Here is a 16,483-nt window from a genome sequence, read left to right as displayed (position 1 = left end):
ATCGACGGCAGGCCAAGCCTGGGAGGCTCAGCGATGAGGCAACTCTGTGGCAAGGGGACAAGCCCCCTCAATCGGGCGGCATCAGGCTGCTGGCCTGTTCGGCCGCCAGCCAGTCGACAAACCGCTCGATCAACTGCCCACGCCGTTTGCGCTGGGGCAATACCACGTAATACCCAAAGCGCGAGATCACCGTGTCGCTAATCGGCCGGCACAGCCAGTTCTGCTCGAGCAGGTTATCCACCAGGTGGCGCCAGCCAATGGCCACGCCCTGGCCGGCAATCGCCGCCTGGATCAGCAGCGTGTAATTGTCGAAACGTAGCGGTCCCGGGGTCGGTGCGGCGCTGATCCCCAGTTCGCGAAAGACCCCGTTCCAGTCGAACCATTGGCTATTGTTTTCCTGGCGCAGGTGCAGCAACGGCAATTGCTGCAGGCTCTGCAGCGACAGCGGCGTGGTACGGCCCTTGAGCAGTTGCGGGCTGCACACCGGGAACACTTCTTCGCTGAACAACCACTGGCTGTGCCCCTGGCGAAAACGCCCATCGCCAAACAACACGGCTACGTCGATATCGCTGCGCAAGGTCGCGTGATTACGCTCGCTGGTGACCAGGCTCACATCCACCTGCGGGTTGGCCTCATGAAAGCGATGCAGGCGCGGCATCAGCCAGTAGGCGGCGAAGGCGAAGTCGGTCGCCACTTGCAACACTTCGTGCTGATCCTGCTGGGTGATCAACCCCAGGCCCGCATCCATGCTCTGCAACCCAGCCTGCACGTGCTCGAACAACAGCCTGCCCGCATCCGTCAATTCGATGCCCCGGTAGATACGGTCAAACAGCCGCACCGCCAGTTGTTCTTCCAGGCGCTTGATTTGCTGGCTGACTGCCGGCTGGGTGGTGCCCAGCTCCATCGCCGCCGCCGTGAAGCTGCGGTGACGGGCGGCGGTTTCGAAGGCCCGCAGCAGGTCCAGCGACAGGTTACCCAGGGCTTTATACATAAGCGGTACTTATCCTAGACATTGCTCTGTATGGGCTTTACCACGTATTCCATGGCCCCCATGCTCAATCGCATAAATATTGACTATGGAATGCCGCGAAACCATGAAGCGCAAGAACATTCTTTTCATCATGGCCGATCAAATGGCCGCGCCGTTGCTTCCGTTCTACGGTCCTTCGCCAATCAAACTGCCCAACCTCAGCCGCCTGGCCGCCCAAGGCGTGGTGTTCGACGCCGCGTACTGCAACAGCCCGCTGTGTGCCCCGTCGCGTTTTACCCTGGTCAGCGGCCAGTTGCCGAGCAAGATCGGCGCCTACGACAACGCGGCGGATTTCCCCGCCGATGTACCGACCTACGCCCACTACCTGCGTCGCCTCGGCTATCGCACGGCGCTGTCGGGCAAGATGCATTTCTGCGGGCCGGACCAGTTGCACGGCTACGAAGAGCGCCTCACCAGCGATATCTACCCCGCCGACTACGGTTGGGCGGTGAACTGGGATGAGCCCGACGTGCGCCCCACCTGGTATCACAATATGTCGTCGGTGCTGCAAGCCGGCCCATGTGTACGCACCAACCAACTGGATTTCGACGAAGAGGTGGTGTTCAAGGCCCAGCAATACCTGTTCGACCATATTCGCGAGGACGGCGACCAGCCGTTCTGCCTGACGGTTTCCATGACCCACCCCCACGACCCGTACACCATTCCCAAGCCGTTCTGGGATATGTACGACGATAACGACATCCCGATGCCTACAACGCCGGCCCAGGCCGACCAGGATCCGCACTCCCAGCGTCTGCTCAAGGTCTACGACCTGTGGGACAAGCCGCTACCAGTGGATAAGATCCGCGATGCACGGCGGGCTTACTTCGGGGCGTGCAGCTACATCGACAGCAATGTCGGCAAACTCCTGCAAACCTTGCAAGACACTGGCCTGGCCGAAGACACGATCATCGTGTTCTCCGGCGACCACGGCGACATGCTCGGCGAGCGTGGGCTCTGGTACAAAATGCACTGGTTTGAAATGGCCGCCCGCGTGCCGCTGCTGGTCAGTGCGCCAGGGCAATTCCAGGCCGGGCGGGTGAGTGCGGCGGTGTCCACCGCCGACCTGTTGCCGACCCTGGTGGAGTTGGCCGGCGGTGAACTGGACGCCGACCTGCCTCTGGACGGCCGCTCACTGGTCCCGCACTTGCAAGGGCAGGGCGGGCATGACGAAGTGTTCGGCGAGTACATGGCCGAAGGCACCATCGGCCCGCTGATGATGATTCGCCGCGGCGCCTACAAATTCATCTATAGCGAGGACGATCCCTGCTTGTTGTTCGATGTTCACCGCGACCCTCGTGAGCAGGAAGAACTCAGTCAGTCGCCAGCCCATCGCCCGCTGTTCGAAGCCTTCCTGGCCGAGGCGCGGGCCAAATGGGACATGCCCGCGATCCACCGGCAAGTGCTCGCCAGCCAGCGCCGCCGGCGTCTGGTAGGCGAAGCGTTGGCGGTGGGCAAACTCAAGAGCTGGGATCACCAGCCGCTGGTCGACGCCAGCCAGCAGTACATGCGCAACCATATCGACCTCGACGATCTGGAGCGCAAGGCTCGTTATCCACAACCCTGCCAAAACCAATAAATCCAGTAAGGGGAAGGCCATGCAAAAGTTATCCACAGTCGTCAGTGCCGCGTTGTTGCTCAGTGCCACCCACGTGTATGCCGACGCCCGTTGCGAGACGGTGAAGATGGCCGACCCCGGCTGGAGCGACATTGCCGCTACCAACGCCATCGCCGGCTTTTTACTCAGCGGCATGGGTTACAAGGCCAAGGTCGATACCCTGGCGGTGCCGATCACTTATGGCGGGCTCAAGGACGGCCAGGTGGACGTGTTTTTGGGCAACTGGATGCCAGCGCATCAAGGCTTCTACGATAAGTTCGTGGCCAACGGCGATGTGGTGCAACTGGCCAAGAACCTTGAAGGTACGGAGTTCACCCTCGCGGTGCCGGACTATGTGTGGGAGGCCGGCGTGCATGACTTTGCCGATCTGAATAAATTTGCCGACAAGTTCGACAAGAAGATCTACGGCATCGGGTCCGGCGCGCCGGCCAACCTTTCGCTGAAGGAAATCATCCAGAAGAACGACTTCGACCTCGGCCAATGGAAGCTGATCGAGTCCAGCGAGCAGGCGATGCTGGCCGAAGTGTCCAGGGCGGTGAAGCGCGAACGTTTCGTCACCTTTCTCGGCTGGACACCGCACCCGATGAACGTGCAGTTGAAGATGCGCTACCTCAAGGGCGGGGAAAAATACTTCGGCGACACCGGCAGCGTGTACACCCTGACGCGCAAAGGTTATGCACAGGCCTGCCCGAATGTGGCCAAGCTGCTGACCAACCTTAAGTTCACCCAGGACATGGAGAACAGCATCATGGCCGAGGTGGTGAACAACAAGGTCAGCAATAGCGATGCGGCCAAGGCGTGGATCAAAGCCAACCCGGCGGTATTGGACAAGTGGCTGGAGGGGGTTGAAACCCTCGATGGCCAGGAGGCATTGGCGGCGGTCAAAGCCAAACTCTAAATATTGCCCTGGTTCCTACAGGTCTTCCTATCACCCTGTAGGAGCCGGCTTGCCGGCGAAGAATTGGAAAACGCCGCGTTTTTTCAGGCAACCCGCGTTATCGTTATCCATCTTCGCGAGCAAGCTCGCTCCTACAGTATTTCGAGCGATCCATGTCCCGGCCCCACACTCTGCTCCCATTCCTGCGCTGGCTACCGCGCCAGACCCGCGCCAGCGTTGGCCGGGATGCGATTGTCGGCCTCAGCGGCGCAGTGCTGGCCTTGCCGCAATCGATCGCCTATGCCCTGATCGCCGGCCTGCCTCCCGAATACGGCCTGTATGCGGCGATCGTCCCGGTGCTGATTGCCTGCCTGTGGGGCTCTTCGTGGCACTTGATCTGCGGCCCGACGGCGGCGATTTCCATAGTGCTTTACGCCAGCATCAGCCCGCTGGCGGTGCCCGGCTCGCAGGACTACATCACCTTGATCCTGTTGCTGACCTTGCTCGCCGGCGTCTTCCAATGGCTGTTGGGCATGTTGCGCTTTGGCGCGCTGGTCAATTTCGTCTCCCATTCCGTAGTCCTCGGCTTCACCCTTGGCGCGGCAGCTGTCATTGCCCTGGGCCAATTGCCCAACCTGCTGGGGCTCGACCTGCCCAGCCAGGGCACGGCGTTCAACAGCCTGCTGGCACTGATCGACCACAGCGGCGAATGGGATCGCCCGTCCCTGGCCCTCGGGCTCGGCACCTTGCTGGTGGGCGTGCTGCTCAAATACTGCGTGCCGCGCTGGCCGAGCCTGTTGATTGCCCTGGTCCTCGGCAGCCTGGTGGCGTGGGCGTGGCCGGCGATGTTCGGGCATGTGGCGCGGGTCAGCTCATTTGTCGGCCAATTGCCGCCGTTCAGCCCGTTGCCGCTGGACCTGGATATGATCCTGCGCCTGCTGCCCAGCGCCGTGGCAGTCGGCATGTTGGGGCTGGTGACCAGCCTGTCGATTGCCCGCTCGCTGTCGGCGCGTTCGCAGCAGTTGCTCGACGCCAATCAGGAGGTCCGCGCCCAGGGTTTATCCAATATCGTCGGCGGATTTTTCTCCGGCTACCTGTCGGCCGGATCCTTCACCCGCTCGGGCCTGAGCTACGAGGCGGGCGCCTGCTCGCCACTGGCGGGGGTGTTCTCTGCGTTGTGGGTCGCGCTGTTTGCGCTGTTCGGTGCGGTCCTGATCGCGCACATCCCGATCCCGAGCATGGCCGCCAGCATCCTGCTGATCTGCTGGGGCCTGGTGGATCATCGGGGCATTCGCGCACTGTGGCGGGTCAGCCGTGCGGAGTTTGTGGTGATGGGCCTGACATGCCTGGCCACCTTGCTGCTAGAGCTGCAAACGGCAATTTATGCAGGCGTGCTGGCGTCGCTGTTCTTCTACCTCAAGCGCACCTCGCAGCCACGGGTGCAACAGTGGCGCGACGGTGACGATGATGTGCTGCGGGTCGGCGGCTCGATCTTCTTTGGCGCCAGCCACTACCTGCAAGTGCGCTTGCAGCGCCTGCAAGGCCAACGAGTGGTGATCGAGGCGCAACAGATCAACTTTATCGACTATTCAGGGGTGGAGATGCTGCACCAGGAAGCCCGCCGTTTGCGCGGGTTGGGGCGCAGCCTGACGTTGCGCCGGGCGCGGCCGCAGGTGGTCGAAGAATTGAAAAAGCTGGAAGGGGCCGACAAGTGCCCCATCCATTTCGAAGACTGAATTCGCTCAAAAACTGTGGGAGCTGGCTTGCCTGCTCCCACATTTGATCTTCAGTGGCCTGAAATCATTGGGTTGCCAACTGGCGCCGCAGCTCGGCCAGCACCGGCGCCGAATCCGGGCGCACGCCGCGCCACAGGTAGAAGGCTTCCGCGGCCTGCTCCACCAACATGCCCAGGCCATCCATCGCCACTGCCGCGCCGTGTTCAGTGGCCCAGCGGCAGAATGCCGTCGGTTCCTTGGCATACATCATGTCGTAGCAAAAGGTCTTGCCCGGATCGATCAGGCTGCTGGCAATCGGCGGTACATCGCCTGACAGGCTTGCGGAGGTGGCGTTGATGATCAAGTCCACCGGCTCACTCAGCCAATCGAAGCCACTGGCAGATACCGGCCCCAGGTCATCGAACAGTTCGGCCAGCAACTCGGCTTTTTCCACGGTGCGGTTGGCGATGATCAGCGAGGCTGGCTGTTGCGCCAGCAGCGGCTCCAAGGCCCCACGCACCGCACCACCGGCACCGAGCAGCAGGATGCGCTTGCCCGCCAGGCTCAAGCCGGCGTTGACGGTCAGGTCGCGCACCAGACCAGCACCGTCGGTGTTATCACCCAACAGGCTGCCGTCGGCCAGCTTGCTCAGGGTGTTCACCGCGCCTGCGCGTTGCGCGCGCTCGGTCAGGGCGCTGGCCAGGCGATAGGCCTCTTCCTTGAACGGCACGGTGACGTTGGCGCCGCGCCCATGCAGGAAAAACTCCCGGGCACAGCCGGTGAAATCCTCAAGCGGCGCCAGCAACGTGCTGTAGTCCAGCGCCTCGCCCGTCTGCTCGGCAAACAGGCGATGAATCAACGGCGACTTGCTGTGGCCGATGGGGTTGCCGAACACCACATAACGATCCATCAGCTGGCCACCTGGGGCGCAGCAAGGCCGAGCCAGTCACGGTCTTGCAGGAAATAATCGGTCAAACGTGCTTCTTCGCTGCCGGCGGTAGGCTTCCAGTCATAGCTCCAGCGCACTTGCGGTGGCAGCGACATCAGGATCGACTCGGTGCGCCCGCCCGATTGCAGGCCAAACAGCGTGCCACGGTCGTACACCAGGTTGAACTCCACGTAGCGCCCACGGCGCAACTCCTGGAACTGGCGTTGCTGCTCGGTATAGGCCAGCGCCTGGCGACGCTGGACGATGGGCAGGTAGGCGTCGATGTAGGCATCGCCAATGGCGCGCATAAAGGCGAAGCAGGTGTCGAAGTCCCACTCGTTCAAGTCATCGAAGAACAGGCCGCCGATCCCGCGGGGCTCGTTGCGATGCTTGATGTGGAAGTAGCTGTCGCACCAGGCCTTGTAGCGCGGGTAAACGTCTGCGCCAAACGGCGCGCAGGCCTGCTCGGCCACACGGTGCCAATGGATGCAGTCTTCTTCGTTGCCGTAGTAGGGCGTCAGGTCGAAGCCACCACCGAACCACCAGACAGCCTCTTCGCCTTCTTTCTCGGCGATGAAAAATCGCACATTGGCGTGGGAAGTCGGCACATGGGGGTTATGCGGGTGGATCACCAGTGACACGCCAAGGGCTTCAAAACCACGACCGGCAAGTTCCGGACGGTGGGCACTGGCGGACGGTGGCAGGCCGCTGCCGAAAACATGGGAAAAGTTGACGCCGCCTTTCTCGATCACTGCCCCGTTCTCAATCACCCGCGTGCGGCCACCGCCACCGGCTGGGCGGGTCCAGGCATCTTCGATAAAGCGCGTATCCGCCTCGAAGGTTTCCAGGGCACTGCAAATGCGGTCTTGCAGGTCGAGCAGGTAGGCTTTTACAGCCTCGGTGCGAGTAGTCATGGCATCACCTTGAATCGGGCAAAGCTACGCGAGGCCATTGGGCGTCGGCGGCAAAGGGGCGCACAGGATACCACCGCGCCGGGCGCTGCCACAGTTGACGAAGATCAAGCATAGGAGTCCGATAGGAGCCTTTCGCGAAACAGACTTGAGGACAGAGCAGATGGCCAAACGTATCCAGTTCAGCGCCCATGGCGGCCCCGAAGTACTTGAGTATGTGGACTACACGCCGGCAGAACCGGGCCCGCAACAGGTACGTGTGCGTAACCAGGCCATTGGCCTGAATTTTATCGATACCTATTACCGCAGTGGCCTGTATGCACCGCCGGCCTTGCCCTCGGGCCTGGGCGCGGAAGGCGCTGGGGTGGTGGATGCGGTGGGCAGCGAAGTCAGCCAGTTCAAGGTCGGCGACCGCGTGGCCTATGGCAGCGGCCCGCTGGGTGCCTACAGCGAACTGCACGTGCTGCCGGCCGCCAACCTGGTGCATCTGCCGGATGGGATCAGCTTCGAACAGGCTGCTGGGGCCATGCTCAAAGGCCTGACCGTGCAGTACCTGTTGCGCCAGACCTATGAATTGAAAGGCGGTGAAACCATCCTGTTCCACGCCGCTGCCGGTGGCGTCGGCTCCCTGGCCTGCCAATGGGCCAAAGCCCTGGGTGTGAAGTTGATCGGTACGGTCAGTTCGCCGGAAAAAGCCGCCCTGGCCAAATCCCTCGGCGCCTGGGAAACCATCGACTACAGCAAGGAAAACGTCCCACAGCGCGTACTGGAACTGACCGACGGCAAGAAATGCCCGGTGGTGTACGACGGCGTCGGCAAAGACACCTGGCTCGCCTCGCTGGACAGCGTCGCGCCCCGGGGCCTGCTGGTGAGTTTCGGTAATGCGTCAGGTGCGGTGGACGGGGTGAACCTGGGGATTCTGGCGGCGAAAGGCTCGCTGTACGTGACCCGGCCGACACTGGCGACCTACGCCAACAATCCGCAGAACCTGCAGGCCATGGCCGACGACCTGTTTGCCATGATCGAAAGCGGCAAGGTACGGATTGATATCAACCAGCGTTACTCGTTGGCGGAAGCGGCGAAGGCGCAGGAGGAGTTGTCGGGGCGACGGACGACTGGGTCGACCATTTTGCTGCCGTAACATTTCGGCTGCTTGGAATGCTGCCATCGCGGGCAAGCCCGCGATGGCAGTACCACGGTCTCAAGACGGGCGCCGAACCTCACCCGTGGCCAGATCCCGAATCAAGCTCGGGTTCTTGCGCCCACCCAGGCTGCCACCCAGCACCCGGTCCACCTGACCACGGAAATACTGCTCCACCCGGATCCGCGAGCGCGCGGCCGGCCGGCCTTGTGGGTTGGCAGAGGTGGAGATCAATGGCCCCACCAGTGAACACAAATCGCGCACCAGCGGATGATCGCTGACCCGCAATGCCACGGTGTCGTGCTTACCAGTAACCCATTCAGGCAGCAGGTCCTGATGGGGCACCAGCCAGGTATTGGGCCCCGGCCAGGTACTGGCCATGCGGTCGATCCAGGTGTCGGGGAAGTCTTCGAACAGAAAGTCGAATTGCCGGATATTGTCGGCGACCAGGATCAGCCCCTTATCCACCGACCGGCCCTTGATCGCCAGCAAGCGATCCACCGCTTCCTCGTTCCAAGGGTCGCAGCCCAGGCCCCAGACGGCCTCGGTCGGATAGGCAATCACCGCGCCTGCGCGAATATCTCGTGCGGCCTCTTGCACACGCCACCTGTTGACCATTACTCACTCTCCGGACTAAAGCTCTGCGCAGTTTACCGATGTTCGTTACAAAACCTAACTGCGTGCAAACCAACGACCGCTTTCGCAGATCACCCGACCCTCCAGCTCCAGTTCGGTGAGGCTCGCCAGCACCTGGCACAGGCTCTGCCCGCTGGCGATGGCCAAGCCTTCACTGGTCTGGGGCGCCGCATGCAACAGCGCCACCAGTGGGTGGGTTACCGCCACCGGCGCGGGCCGCGATAACGCCTGCCAACCGCGCAACCCTTCAAGGATGTGTTCGATGGTTTCCACCAGCACCGCCCCGTCGCGGATCAGTTGGTGACAGCCCCTGGCGCCAGGATGATGAATCGACCCCGGTATTGCATACACCTCGCGCCCCTGTTCGGCGGCCAGCCGCGCGGTGATCAGCGAGCCGCTGGCAACGCTGGCCTCCACCACCAGGACCCCCAGGGACAGGCCACTGATAATACGGTTGCGCCGCGGGAAGTTGCCGGCCTGGGGACCGGCGTCCAGCGGGAACTCGGAAACCACCGCGCTGCCTTGGGCAATCATCGCCTCGGCGAGCTGGCGGTGGCGCTGTGGATAAAAATTTTCCAGGCCGGTGCCCAGCACGCCGATAGTCTGACCCCCGACATCTAATGCTGCCTGGTGGGCCGCCCCGTCGATACCCAGGGCCAAGCCGCTGGTAATGACAAAACCGGCGCTTGCCAGGCTGCGGGAAAAGGCCGCCGCCGTATCCATTCCGGGCCGGGAAGCGCGGCGGCTGCCGACCATGGCCAACTGCGGTTTTTCCAGGATAGCGGGGCTGCCGGCCACGAATAACAACGGTGGTGCATCATCCAGCTCGGCCAGCAAGGCTGGGTAATCGGGTTGGTCCCACATCAGCAAATGCTGGGCCGGACGCTCTAGCCAGGCCAATGCGACGCTGGCGCCATCGCGCACTTGCACGCTGCGCCGGGCTTCGGCACAGGCCGCCGGCAACCCCAGCGAACGCCAGGCACTGGCCGGCGCGCCGAGGGCTTTCGAGGCGCAGCCAAAGGCCTCGATCAATGTCTTGAAACGCCTGGGACCGAGCTCCGGCATGCGATGCAAACGCAGGCGGGCTTCCAGCTCGGCGGGGGAAATATCCGGGGTATGGATTACTGACATATGATCATCCTTGATCAGGAACAAGCTGTGGATAACTCTGTTGGTAACTTCTGTAGCAGGCTAATTATTGCAGCGGGTCATCGCCGCCCAACCGGCTACTGCATTTTGAAGACGAGTAGCGATTTCCTCATGGGCGCAATCTCCTTTATTATGTCGGTTCGCGTGAAATGCCTTGGCCTTCGCGGCCTGCGAGCGTTTCACACCGGTCGTGCGGGTTGTCCCGAGGCCGACTTGCCTTTACCTCACATGTGCAGCAATTACGCTTATGGCTATTTTGAACATCCTCGAATTCCCGGACTCGCGCCTGCGCACTATCGCCAAACCGGTGGCCGTAGTGGACGACAAGGTTCGTCAGTTGGTCGATGACATGTTTGAAACAATGTATGAAGCCCCGGGCATCGGCCTCGCCGCGACCCAGGTCAATGTGCACCTGCGCGTGGTGGTCATGGACCTGTCCGAAGACCGCAGCGAACCGATGGTGTACATCAACCCCGAGTTCGAGCCGCTGACCGACGAGATGGGCGAGTATCAGGAAGGCTGCCTGTCGGTGCCGGAGTTCTACGAGAACGTCGAGCGCCCGCTGCGCGTCAAGATCAAGGCCCTGGACCGTGACGGCAAGCCCTTCGAGCTGATTGCCGAAGGCCTGCTGGCCGTGTGTATCCAGCACGAGTGCGACCACCTCAACGGCAAGCTGTTCGTCGATTACCTGTCCACGCTCAAACGCGACCGGATCAAGAAGAAACTGGAAAAGAAGCATCGCCAGCAAGCTTGATTCCCTTCTTCCAAAGGCTTGCTCCGGCAAGCCTTTTTCTTTTGTGAGACGTTTCCCATGACCGAGCCACTGCGCATCGTTTTTGCCGGCACCCCCGAATTTGCCGCCGAACACCTCAAGGCCCTGCTTGCCAGCCCTTATGAAATCGTCGCGGTGTACACCCAGCCGGATCGCCCGGCCGGCCGTGGGCAAAAACTGATGCCCAGCCCGGTCAAGCAACTGGCCCTGGAGCACGGCATCGTCGTGCTGCAACCGCCCACCCTGCGCAACGCCGAAGCCCAGGCTGAACTGGCCGCGCTGAAGCCGGACCTGTTGGTGGTGGTGGCCTACGGCCTGATCCTCCCGCAAGTCGTGCTGGATATCCCGCGCCTGGGTTGCATCAACAGCCACGCCTCGCTGCTGCCACGCTGGCGCGGTGCCGCGCCGATCCAGCGCGCGGTGCAAGCCGGTGACGCCGAAAGCGGCGTGACGGTGATGCGCATGGAGGCCGGCCTCGACACCGGGCCGATGCTGCTCAAGGTCACCACGCCCATCACCGCGCAAGACACCGGCGGCAGCCTGCACGACCGCCTGGCCGAGATGGGCCCGCCTGCGGTGATCCAGGCCATTGCCGGCCTCGCGGCTGGCACCTTGGAAGGCGAAGTGCAGGACGACAGCCTCGCCACCTACGCCCACAAGCTGAACAAGGACGAAGCGCGCATCGACTGGAGCCGCCCGGCCGTGGAGCTGGAACGCCTGGTACGCGCGTTCAACCCATGGCCGATCTGCCACAGCACCCTCAATGGCGAAGCCTTGAAAGTCCTCGCCGCCAACCTGGCCGAAGGCCACGGCGCCCCCGGTGAAATCATCGGTGCCAGCAAGGAAGGCCTGTTGGTAGCCTGCGGGGAGCAGGCCTTGTGTCTGACCCGTCTGCAATTACCCGGTGGCAAGGCGCTGAACTTCAGCGATTTGTTCAATAGCCGTCGTGAGAAATTTGCCCCCGGCATCATCCTCGGAGTGGACGCTTGATGAACCCGCGTTTGGCCGCCGCCAAGGCCCTGGCCGCCGTGCTCAATGGCAAGGCTTCCCTGAACAGCTCGTTGCCGGTGCAACTGGATAAGGTCGAAGACCGTGATCGCGGCTTCACCCAGGACCTGGCATTTGGTACCGCGCGCTGGCAGCCGCGTCTATCGGCGCTCGCGGCCAAGTTGCTGCAAAAGCCGTTCAAGGCAGCCGATGCCGACGTCGAGGCGCTGCTGCTGGTGGGGCTTTACCAGTTGCTCTACAGCCGCGTGCCGGCCCACGCCGCCATCGGCGAAACCGTGGGCTGCGCCGACAAGCTGAAAAAACCCTGGGCCAAGGCCTTGCTCAACGCCGTGCTGCGCCGCGCCCAGCGCGAAAGCGAGGCATTGCTGGCCGAGCTGGAACACGACCCGGTAGTGCGCACCGCACACCCGCGCTGGCTGCAAAAATCCCTCAAGGCGTTCTGGCCCCAGCAGTGGGAAGCCATCTGCGCCGCCAACAATGCGCACCCGCCGATGATTCTGCGGGTCAATCGCCGCCACAACAGCCGCGATGCCTATCTCACGCTGCTGGCAGATGCCGGCATCAACGCCAGCGCCTGTGTGTACAGCCAGGACGGTATCGTCCTCGAAACGGCTGGCGATGTACGCAGCCTGCCAGGCTTTGCCGAAGGCTGGATCAGCGTGCAGGACGAAGCCGCGCAACTGGCCGCCGACCTGCTCGACCTGGCGCCCGGCCAACGGGTGCTGGACGCCTGCTGCGCGCCTGGTGGCAAGACCTGCCACATCATGGAAGTCCAGCCCAACCTGGCCGGCGTGGTGGCCGTGGATCTGGAAGCCAAGCGCCTGGTGCGGGTGCGCGAAAACCTCGCACGCCTGGGCCTGGAAGCTGAGTTGATTGCCGCCGACGGTCGCGACACCGCCACCTGGTGGGATGGCAAACCGTTCCAGCGCATCCTGCTCGACGCACCGTGCTCTGCCACCGGGGTGATCCGCCGCCACCCGGATATCAAACTGACCCGCCAACCCGACGACATCGCCGCCCTGGCTGTGCTGCAAGGCGAGCTATTGGACGCGCTGTGGCCGACACTGGAAGTCGGTGGCATCCTGCTCTACGCCACCTGCTCGACCTTGCCCACCGAGAATACCGAAGTGATCCAAGCCTTCCTCGCCCGCACCAGCGGCGCGCGGGAGTTGGACATTGCCACCACGGCCGGCATCAAGCAGCCCCATGGCCGCCAGCTACTGGCGCAGGAAGGCGGGCACGACGGCTTCTATTACGCCAAGCTGATCAAGATTGCCGCTGCACGCGGTTGAATGGTTTTTAAGGGAGTGACCGGATGAAGATCATCATCCTTGGCGCAGGGCAGGTCGGCGGTACGCTGGCCGAGCATTTGGCCAGTGAAGCCAACGACATTACCGTGGTCGACACCGACGCCGAACGCCTGCGTGGCCTGGGGGATCGCCTGGATATCCGGACGGTCCAGGGCCGTGCCTCGTTCCCCACCGTGCTGCGCCAGGCCGGCGCCGACGACGCCGATATGCTGGTGGCGGTGACCAATAGCGACGAGACCAATATGGTCGCCTGCCAGGTCGCCCACACCCTGTTCCACACCCCGACCAAGATCGCCCGAGTGCGTGAAGCGGCCTACCTGACCCGCGCCGGGCTGTTCGACAACGACGCGATTCCGGTGGACGTGCTGATCAGCCCGGAGCAGGTGGTCACCCACTACATCAAGCGCCTGATCGAAATCCCCGGCGCACTGCAGGTGATCGACTTCGCCGAAGGCAAGGCGCAACTGGTGGCGGTCAAGGCTTACTACGGTGGGCCTCTGGTGGGCCAGCAACTGCGTCAGCTGCGCGAACACATGCCGAATGTGGAAACCCGCGTGGCCGCGATTTTCCGCCGCGACCGGCCGATCCTGCCCCAGGGCGACACAGTGATCGAAGCCGACGACGAAGTGTTCTTCATCGCCGCCAAGGCCAACATTCGTGCAGTGATGAGCGAAATGCGCCGGCTCGATGAGAGCTACAAACGCATCGTCATCGCCGGCGGCGGGCAGATCGGCGAGCGCCTGGCCGAGGCTATCGAAAGCCGCTACCAGGTGAAGATCATCGAGATGAGCCCGGCACGCTGCCGGCATTTGTCCGACACCCTCGACAGCACCGTGGTACTGCAAGGCAGCGCTTCGGATCGTGACCTGCTGATGGAAGAGAACATCGCCGACGCCGATATCTTCCTGGCCCTGACCAACGACGACGAGGCCAATATCATGTCGTCGCTGCTGGCCAAGCGGCTGGGGGCGAAGAAGGTCATGACGATCATCAATAACCCGGCCTATGTGGACCTGATCCAGGGCGGCGACATCGACATTGCCATCAGCCCGCAATTGGCCACCATCGGCACGTTGCTGGCCCACGTGCGGCGCGGCGATATCGTCAGCGTGCACTCACTGCGCCGGGGCGCGGCGGAAGCCATCGAGGCGATTGCCCACGGTGACTCCAAGTCGAGCAAGGTGATCGGCCGGGCGATCCGCGATATTGGCTTGCCACCGGGCACCACCATTGGCGCGATCATTCGGGATGAAGAAGTGATCATCGCCCACGACGACACGGTGATCGCCACGGGGGACCATGTGATTCTGTTCCTGGTGGATAAAAAACATATCCGCGATGTGGAGAAACTGTTCCACGTGGGGTTGAGCTTTTTTTGATCTGACGGAGAGACCGACATGCTCGAATCCCTGGAAAACATGCTCGCCAAGGGTGTGGATAACTCGCTGCTGCGCTTTGGTTTGGGCAAGGGTTATCTGGACCTGAAAGACAACGCCAAGGCGGCCGAGCATTTAAGCAAGTGCGTCGGCTTTGATCCGAAGTATTCAGCAGCGTGGAAGCTGTTGGGCAAGGCGCATGCTGCGCTGGGCGATAAAGACGCGGCACGGCAGGCGTGGGAGCAGGGGATTGCAGCGGCCCAGGCCCATGGCGACAAGCAGGCCGAAAAAGAGATGACGGTGTTCCTGAAAAAACTCGACCGCCAAGCCTGAATGGAGATCACAACTGTGGGAGCGGGCTTGCTCGCGAATGCGGAGTCTCAGCCACTGAATGTGTAGCTGATACACCGCATTCGCGAGCAAGCCCGCTCCCACATTGGTTTCGCATCGACCTTGAATCAGTCGCGAATCAGTACCACCGCGCCTCACCCGGCGGGCGTTTCTTGAAGCGCTTCATGCTCCACATGTACTGGCTCGGGTAAGCGCCCACATAACGCTCCACCACCTTGCTCATCGCCGCGCAGGACGTGGCCGTGTCGGTGCTGTACATATCTTCCGGCGCCGCTTCCAAAATCACTTTGTAGCCCGAGCCATCCGGCAGCCGCAGGGCATGCAGGAATACCCCGACCGCCTTGTGACCGGCGAGCATGTTCGGCACGAACTTGCTGGTCAGTGCCTGGGTGGCGAAGAACGGCACGAAGATCCCGGCCGACTCTGCCGGCTCCGGGTCAGCGGGAATCCCCACTTGGCCGCCCTTGCGCACTTCCTTGATGACACTGAGGATGCCTTCTTTGGTGGAGGCCGCCACCCGGTTGCCCAACTGCACGCGTTGCTTGCGCAGCAGGTCATCCACCGCCTTGAGCTTGGGCGGGCGGTAGAAAATGATCGGTTTGCACTGGCTGCAATAGAAGTGGTTCAACACTTCCCAGTTGCCCAGGTGGCTGGTGATGCCTACCACGCCTTTGCCTGAGGCCAGGGCTTGCTGCAGCACTTCCAGGCCTTCGACTTCGCGCACCAGGTCGATGGAACGCTGGGCCGGCCAGATCCAGGCGCAGGCGCTTTCGGTCAGGGACTTGCCGATATCCATCAGGCTTTGGCCGACCAGGCGCTCACGCTCGATCGGGTCCATGTCCGGGAAGCACTTGGAGAGGTTGATCCGCACCGTATCGCGGGAGCGGTTGGGGGTTTTCCACATGATCCAGCCAATGGCCGTACCCACCGCCTGGACGGCGCGCCAGGGCAGCAGGGCAAACAATCGCAGAGCGCCTACCAGCAAGGCGCCTTTTAACTTTTCCACAGGTCACTCCTGATGTTGTGCGGTGCGCAAAGTGCGCCATTCTACCCGGCGTTGACCAAGTCCGCGTAACGGTCGCAATCCTGAGTGTGGTCCATGACCATGCCCGAGGCCTGCATGAACGCATAGCAGATGGTCGGCCCGACGAACGTGAAGCCGGCTTTCTTGAGCGCTTTGCTCATGGCTTCGGCCTCTGGCGTAATCGCCGGAACCTGGCTGCGATCCTTGAAATGATTGACCTTGGGCGCGCCGCCGACAAACCCCCAGAGCAACCCCACCGGGTCCTCCAGCGCCAGCCAGGCGGCGGCATTGCGCCGGGTGGCATTGAGTTTCAAGCGGTTGCGCACGATGCCTGGGTCGAGCATCAACTGCTCGATCTCGGCATCACTCAACTGCGCCAGGCGCTGGGGATCAAAACCGAACAAGACCTTTCGATAATGCTCGCGTTTGCGTAAAACGGTGATCCAGGACAGGCCCGCCTGGAACCCTTCGAGCAAAAGCAACTCGAACAAACCCTGCGCATCGCGCAGCGGCGTTCCCCACTCCTGATCGTGATAAGCCATGTACAGCGGATCTTCAGAACACCAAAAGCAGCGTGGCATAAGGCTCCAGGGAGTGGTGGCAAGGCCGAATCGGGTATACTGCCGCCCTTTAAATC

Annotated in this window: 16 protein-coding genes; 9 read left to right on the top strand and 7 right to left on the bottom strand. The window is 62.4% G+C overall.

What is annotated here, in order from left to right; translation table 11 throughout:
* Positions 1 to 67: 67 nt before the first annotated feature.
* Positions 68 to 991: a LysR family transcriptional regulator gene (locus tag C5F71_RS13055; protein ID WP_029290247.1), complete on the bottom strand. Its 924-nt coding sequence runs from the start codon at positions 989 to 991 to the stop codon at positions 68 to 70.
* Between the two features lie 103 nt (positions 992 to 1,094).
* On the opposite strand from C5F71_RS13055, the gene betC reads away from it, so the two are divergent.
* The 3 genes from betC to C5F71_RS13040 all read left to right on the top strand — a co-directional run bounded on the left by betC (position 1,095) and on the right by C5F71_RS13040 (position 5,261).
* Positions 1,095 to 2,609 (top strand): choline-sulfatase, encoded by a 1,515-nt coding sequence (betC, locus tag C5F71_RS13050; RefSeq protein WP_104911265.1) that lies wholly within the window; start codon positions 1,095 to 1,097, stop codon positions 2,607 to 2,609.
* Between the two features lie 19 nt (positions 2,610 to 2,628).
* Positions 2,629 to 3,546, top strand: a complete 918-nt coding sequence (gene choX / locus C5F71_RS13045) for a choline ABC transporter substrate-binding protein (protein ID WP_092232364.1) — start codon at positions 2,629 to 2,631, stop codon at positions 3,544 to 3,546.
* 152 nt (positions 3,547 to 3,698) lie between these two features.
* Positions 3,699 to 5,261 (top strand): SulP family inorganic anion transporter, encoded by a 1,563-nt coding sequence (locus tag C5F71_RS13040; RefSeq protein ID WP_070996591.1) that lies wholly within the window; start codon positions 3,699 to 3,701, stop codon positions 5,259 to 5,261.
* A 64-nt stretch (positions 5,262 to 5,325) separates the two neighbouring features.
* Here the strand turns inward: C5F71_RS13040 and aroE are convergent, their stop codons facing one another.
* Positions 5,326 to 6,150, bottom strand: coding sequence for a shikimate dehydrogenase (gene aroE / locus C5F71_RS13035; RefSeq protein ID WP_104911264.1), 825 nt, complete (start codon positions 6,148 to 6,150; stop codon positions 5,326 to 5,328).
* Positions 6,150 to 7,082: an oxygen-dependent coproporphyrinogen oxidase gene (gene hemF, locus C5F71_RS13030; RefSeq protein ID WP_104911263.1), complete on the bottom strand. Its 933-nt coding sequence runs from the start codon at positions 7,080 to 7,082 to the stop codon at positions 6,150 to 6,152. The genes aroE and hemF overlap by 1 nt, the downstream gene beginning before the upstream one ends.
* A gap of 160 nt (positions 7,083 to 7,242) precedes the next feature.
* Between hemF and C5F71_RS13025 the strand changes: the two genes are divergently transcribed.
* On the top strand, positions 7,243 to 8,220 hold the full coding sequence (locus tag C5F71_RS13025) for a quinone oxidoreductase (RefSeq protein WP_029290235.1): 978 nt from the start codon (positions 7,243 to 7,245) through the stop codon (positions 8,218 to 8,220).
* Positions 8,221 to 8,280: 60 nt separating this feature from the next.
* On the opposite strand, the gene C5F71_RS13020 is transcribed toward C5F71_RS13025, so the two are convergent.
* Together C5F71_RS13020 and dprA are read right to left on the bottom strand one after the other, a co-directional pair.
* Positions 8,281 to 8,838 carry an L-threonylcarbamoyladenylate synthase gene (locus C5F71_RS13020; protein ID WP_104911262.1) on the bottom strand — a complete coding sequence of 186 codons (558 nt, stop codon included), beginning with the start codon at positions 8,836 to 8,838 and terminating at the stop codon, positions 8,281 to 8,283.
* Positions 8,839 to 8,892: 54 nt separating this feature from the next.
* Positions 8,893 to 9,987 carry a DNA-processing protein DprA gene (dprA, locus tag C5F71_RS13015; protein WP_029290231.1) on the bottom strand — a complete coding sequence of 365 codons (1,095 nt, stop codon included), beginning with the start codon at positions 9,985 to 9,987 and terminating at the stop codon, positions 8,893 to 8,895.
* A gap of 265 nt (positions 9,988 to 10,252) precedes the next feature.
* Between dprA and def the strand changes: the two genes are divergently transcribed.
* The 5 genes from def to C5F71_RS12990 are packed head-to-tail and all read left to right on the top strand — an operon-like array spanning position 10,253 to position 14,804.
* Complete coding sequence (gene def / locus C5F71_RS13010; protein ID WP_029290229.1) at positions 10,253 to 10,759, top strand: peptide deformylase; 507 nt, start codon at positions 10,253 to 10,255, stop codon at positions 10,757 to 10,759.
* Positions 10,760 to 10,816: 57 nt separating this feature from the next.
* Complete coding sequence (fmt, locus tag C5F71_RS13005; protein ID WP_104911261.1) at positions 10,817 to 11,767, top strand: methionyl-tRNA formyltransferase; 951 nt, start codon at positions 10,817 to 10,819, stop codon at positions 11,765 to 11,767.
* On the top strand, positions 11,767 to 13,077 hold the full coding sequence (gene rsmB, locus C5F71_RS13000) for a 16S rRNA (cytosine(967)-C(5))-methyltransferase RsmB (RefSeq protein ID WP_029290224.1): 1,311 nt from the start codon (positions 11,767 to 11,769) through the stop codon (positions 13,075 to 13,077). The genes fmt and rsmB overlap by 1 nt, the downstream gene beginning before the upstream one ends.
* A gap of 23 nt (positions 13,078 to 13,100) precedes the next feature.
* Positions 13,101 to 14,474: a Trk system potassium transporter TrkA gene (trkA, locus tag C5F71_RS12995; protein ID WP_029290222.1), complete on the top strand. Its 1,374-nt coding sequence runs from the start codon at positions 13,101 to 13,103 to the stop codon at positions 14,472 to 14,474.
* Between the two features lie 18 nt (positions 14,475 to 14,492).
* Positions 14,493 to 14,804, top strand: a complete 312-nt coding sequence (locus tag C5F71_RS12990; protein WP_104911260.1) for a tetratricopeptide repeat protein — start codon at positions 14,493 to 14,495, stop codon at positions 14,802 to 14,804.
* A 136-nt stretch (positions 14,805 to 14,940) separates the two neighbouring features.
* On the opposite strand, the gene C5F71_RS12985 is transcribed toward C5F71_RS12990, so the two are convergent.
* Positions 14,941 to 15,828, bottom strand: coding sequence for a lysophospholipid acyltransferase (locus C5F71_RS12985; RefSeq protein ID WP_070996605.1), 888 nt, complete (start codon positions 15,826 to 15,828; stop codon positions 14,941 to 14,943).
* A 41-nt stretch (positions 15,829 to 15,869) separates the two neighbouring features.
* Positions 15,870 to 16,427 (bottom strand): DNA-3-methyladenine glycosylase I, encoded by a 558-nt coding sequence (locus tag C5F71_RS12980; RefSeq protein ID WP_092232382.1) that lies wholly within the window; start codon positions 16,425 to 16,427, stop codon positions 15,870 to 15,872.
* Between the last annotated feature and the right edge of the window lie 56 nt (positions 16,428 to 16,483).

The sequence above is a fragment of the Pseudomonas sp. LG1D9 genome (assembly GCF_002949995.1).
GTDB classification, from domain to species: domain Bacteria; phylum Pseudomonadota; class Gammaproteobacteria; order Pseudomonadales; family Pseudomonadaceae; genus Aquipseudomonas; species Aquipseudomonas proteolytica.
This window is presented reverse-complemented; position numbering and strand designations above follow the sequence as displayed.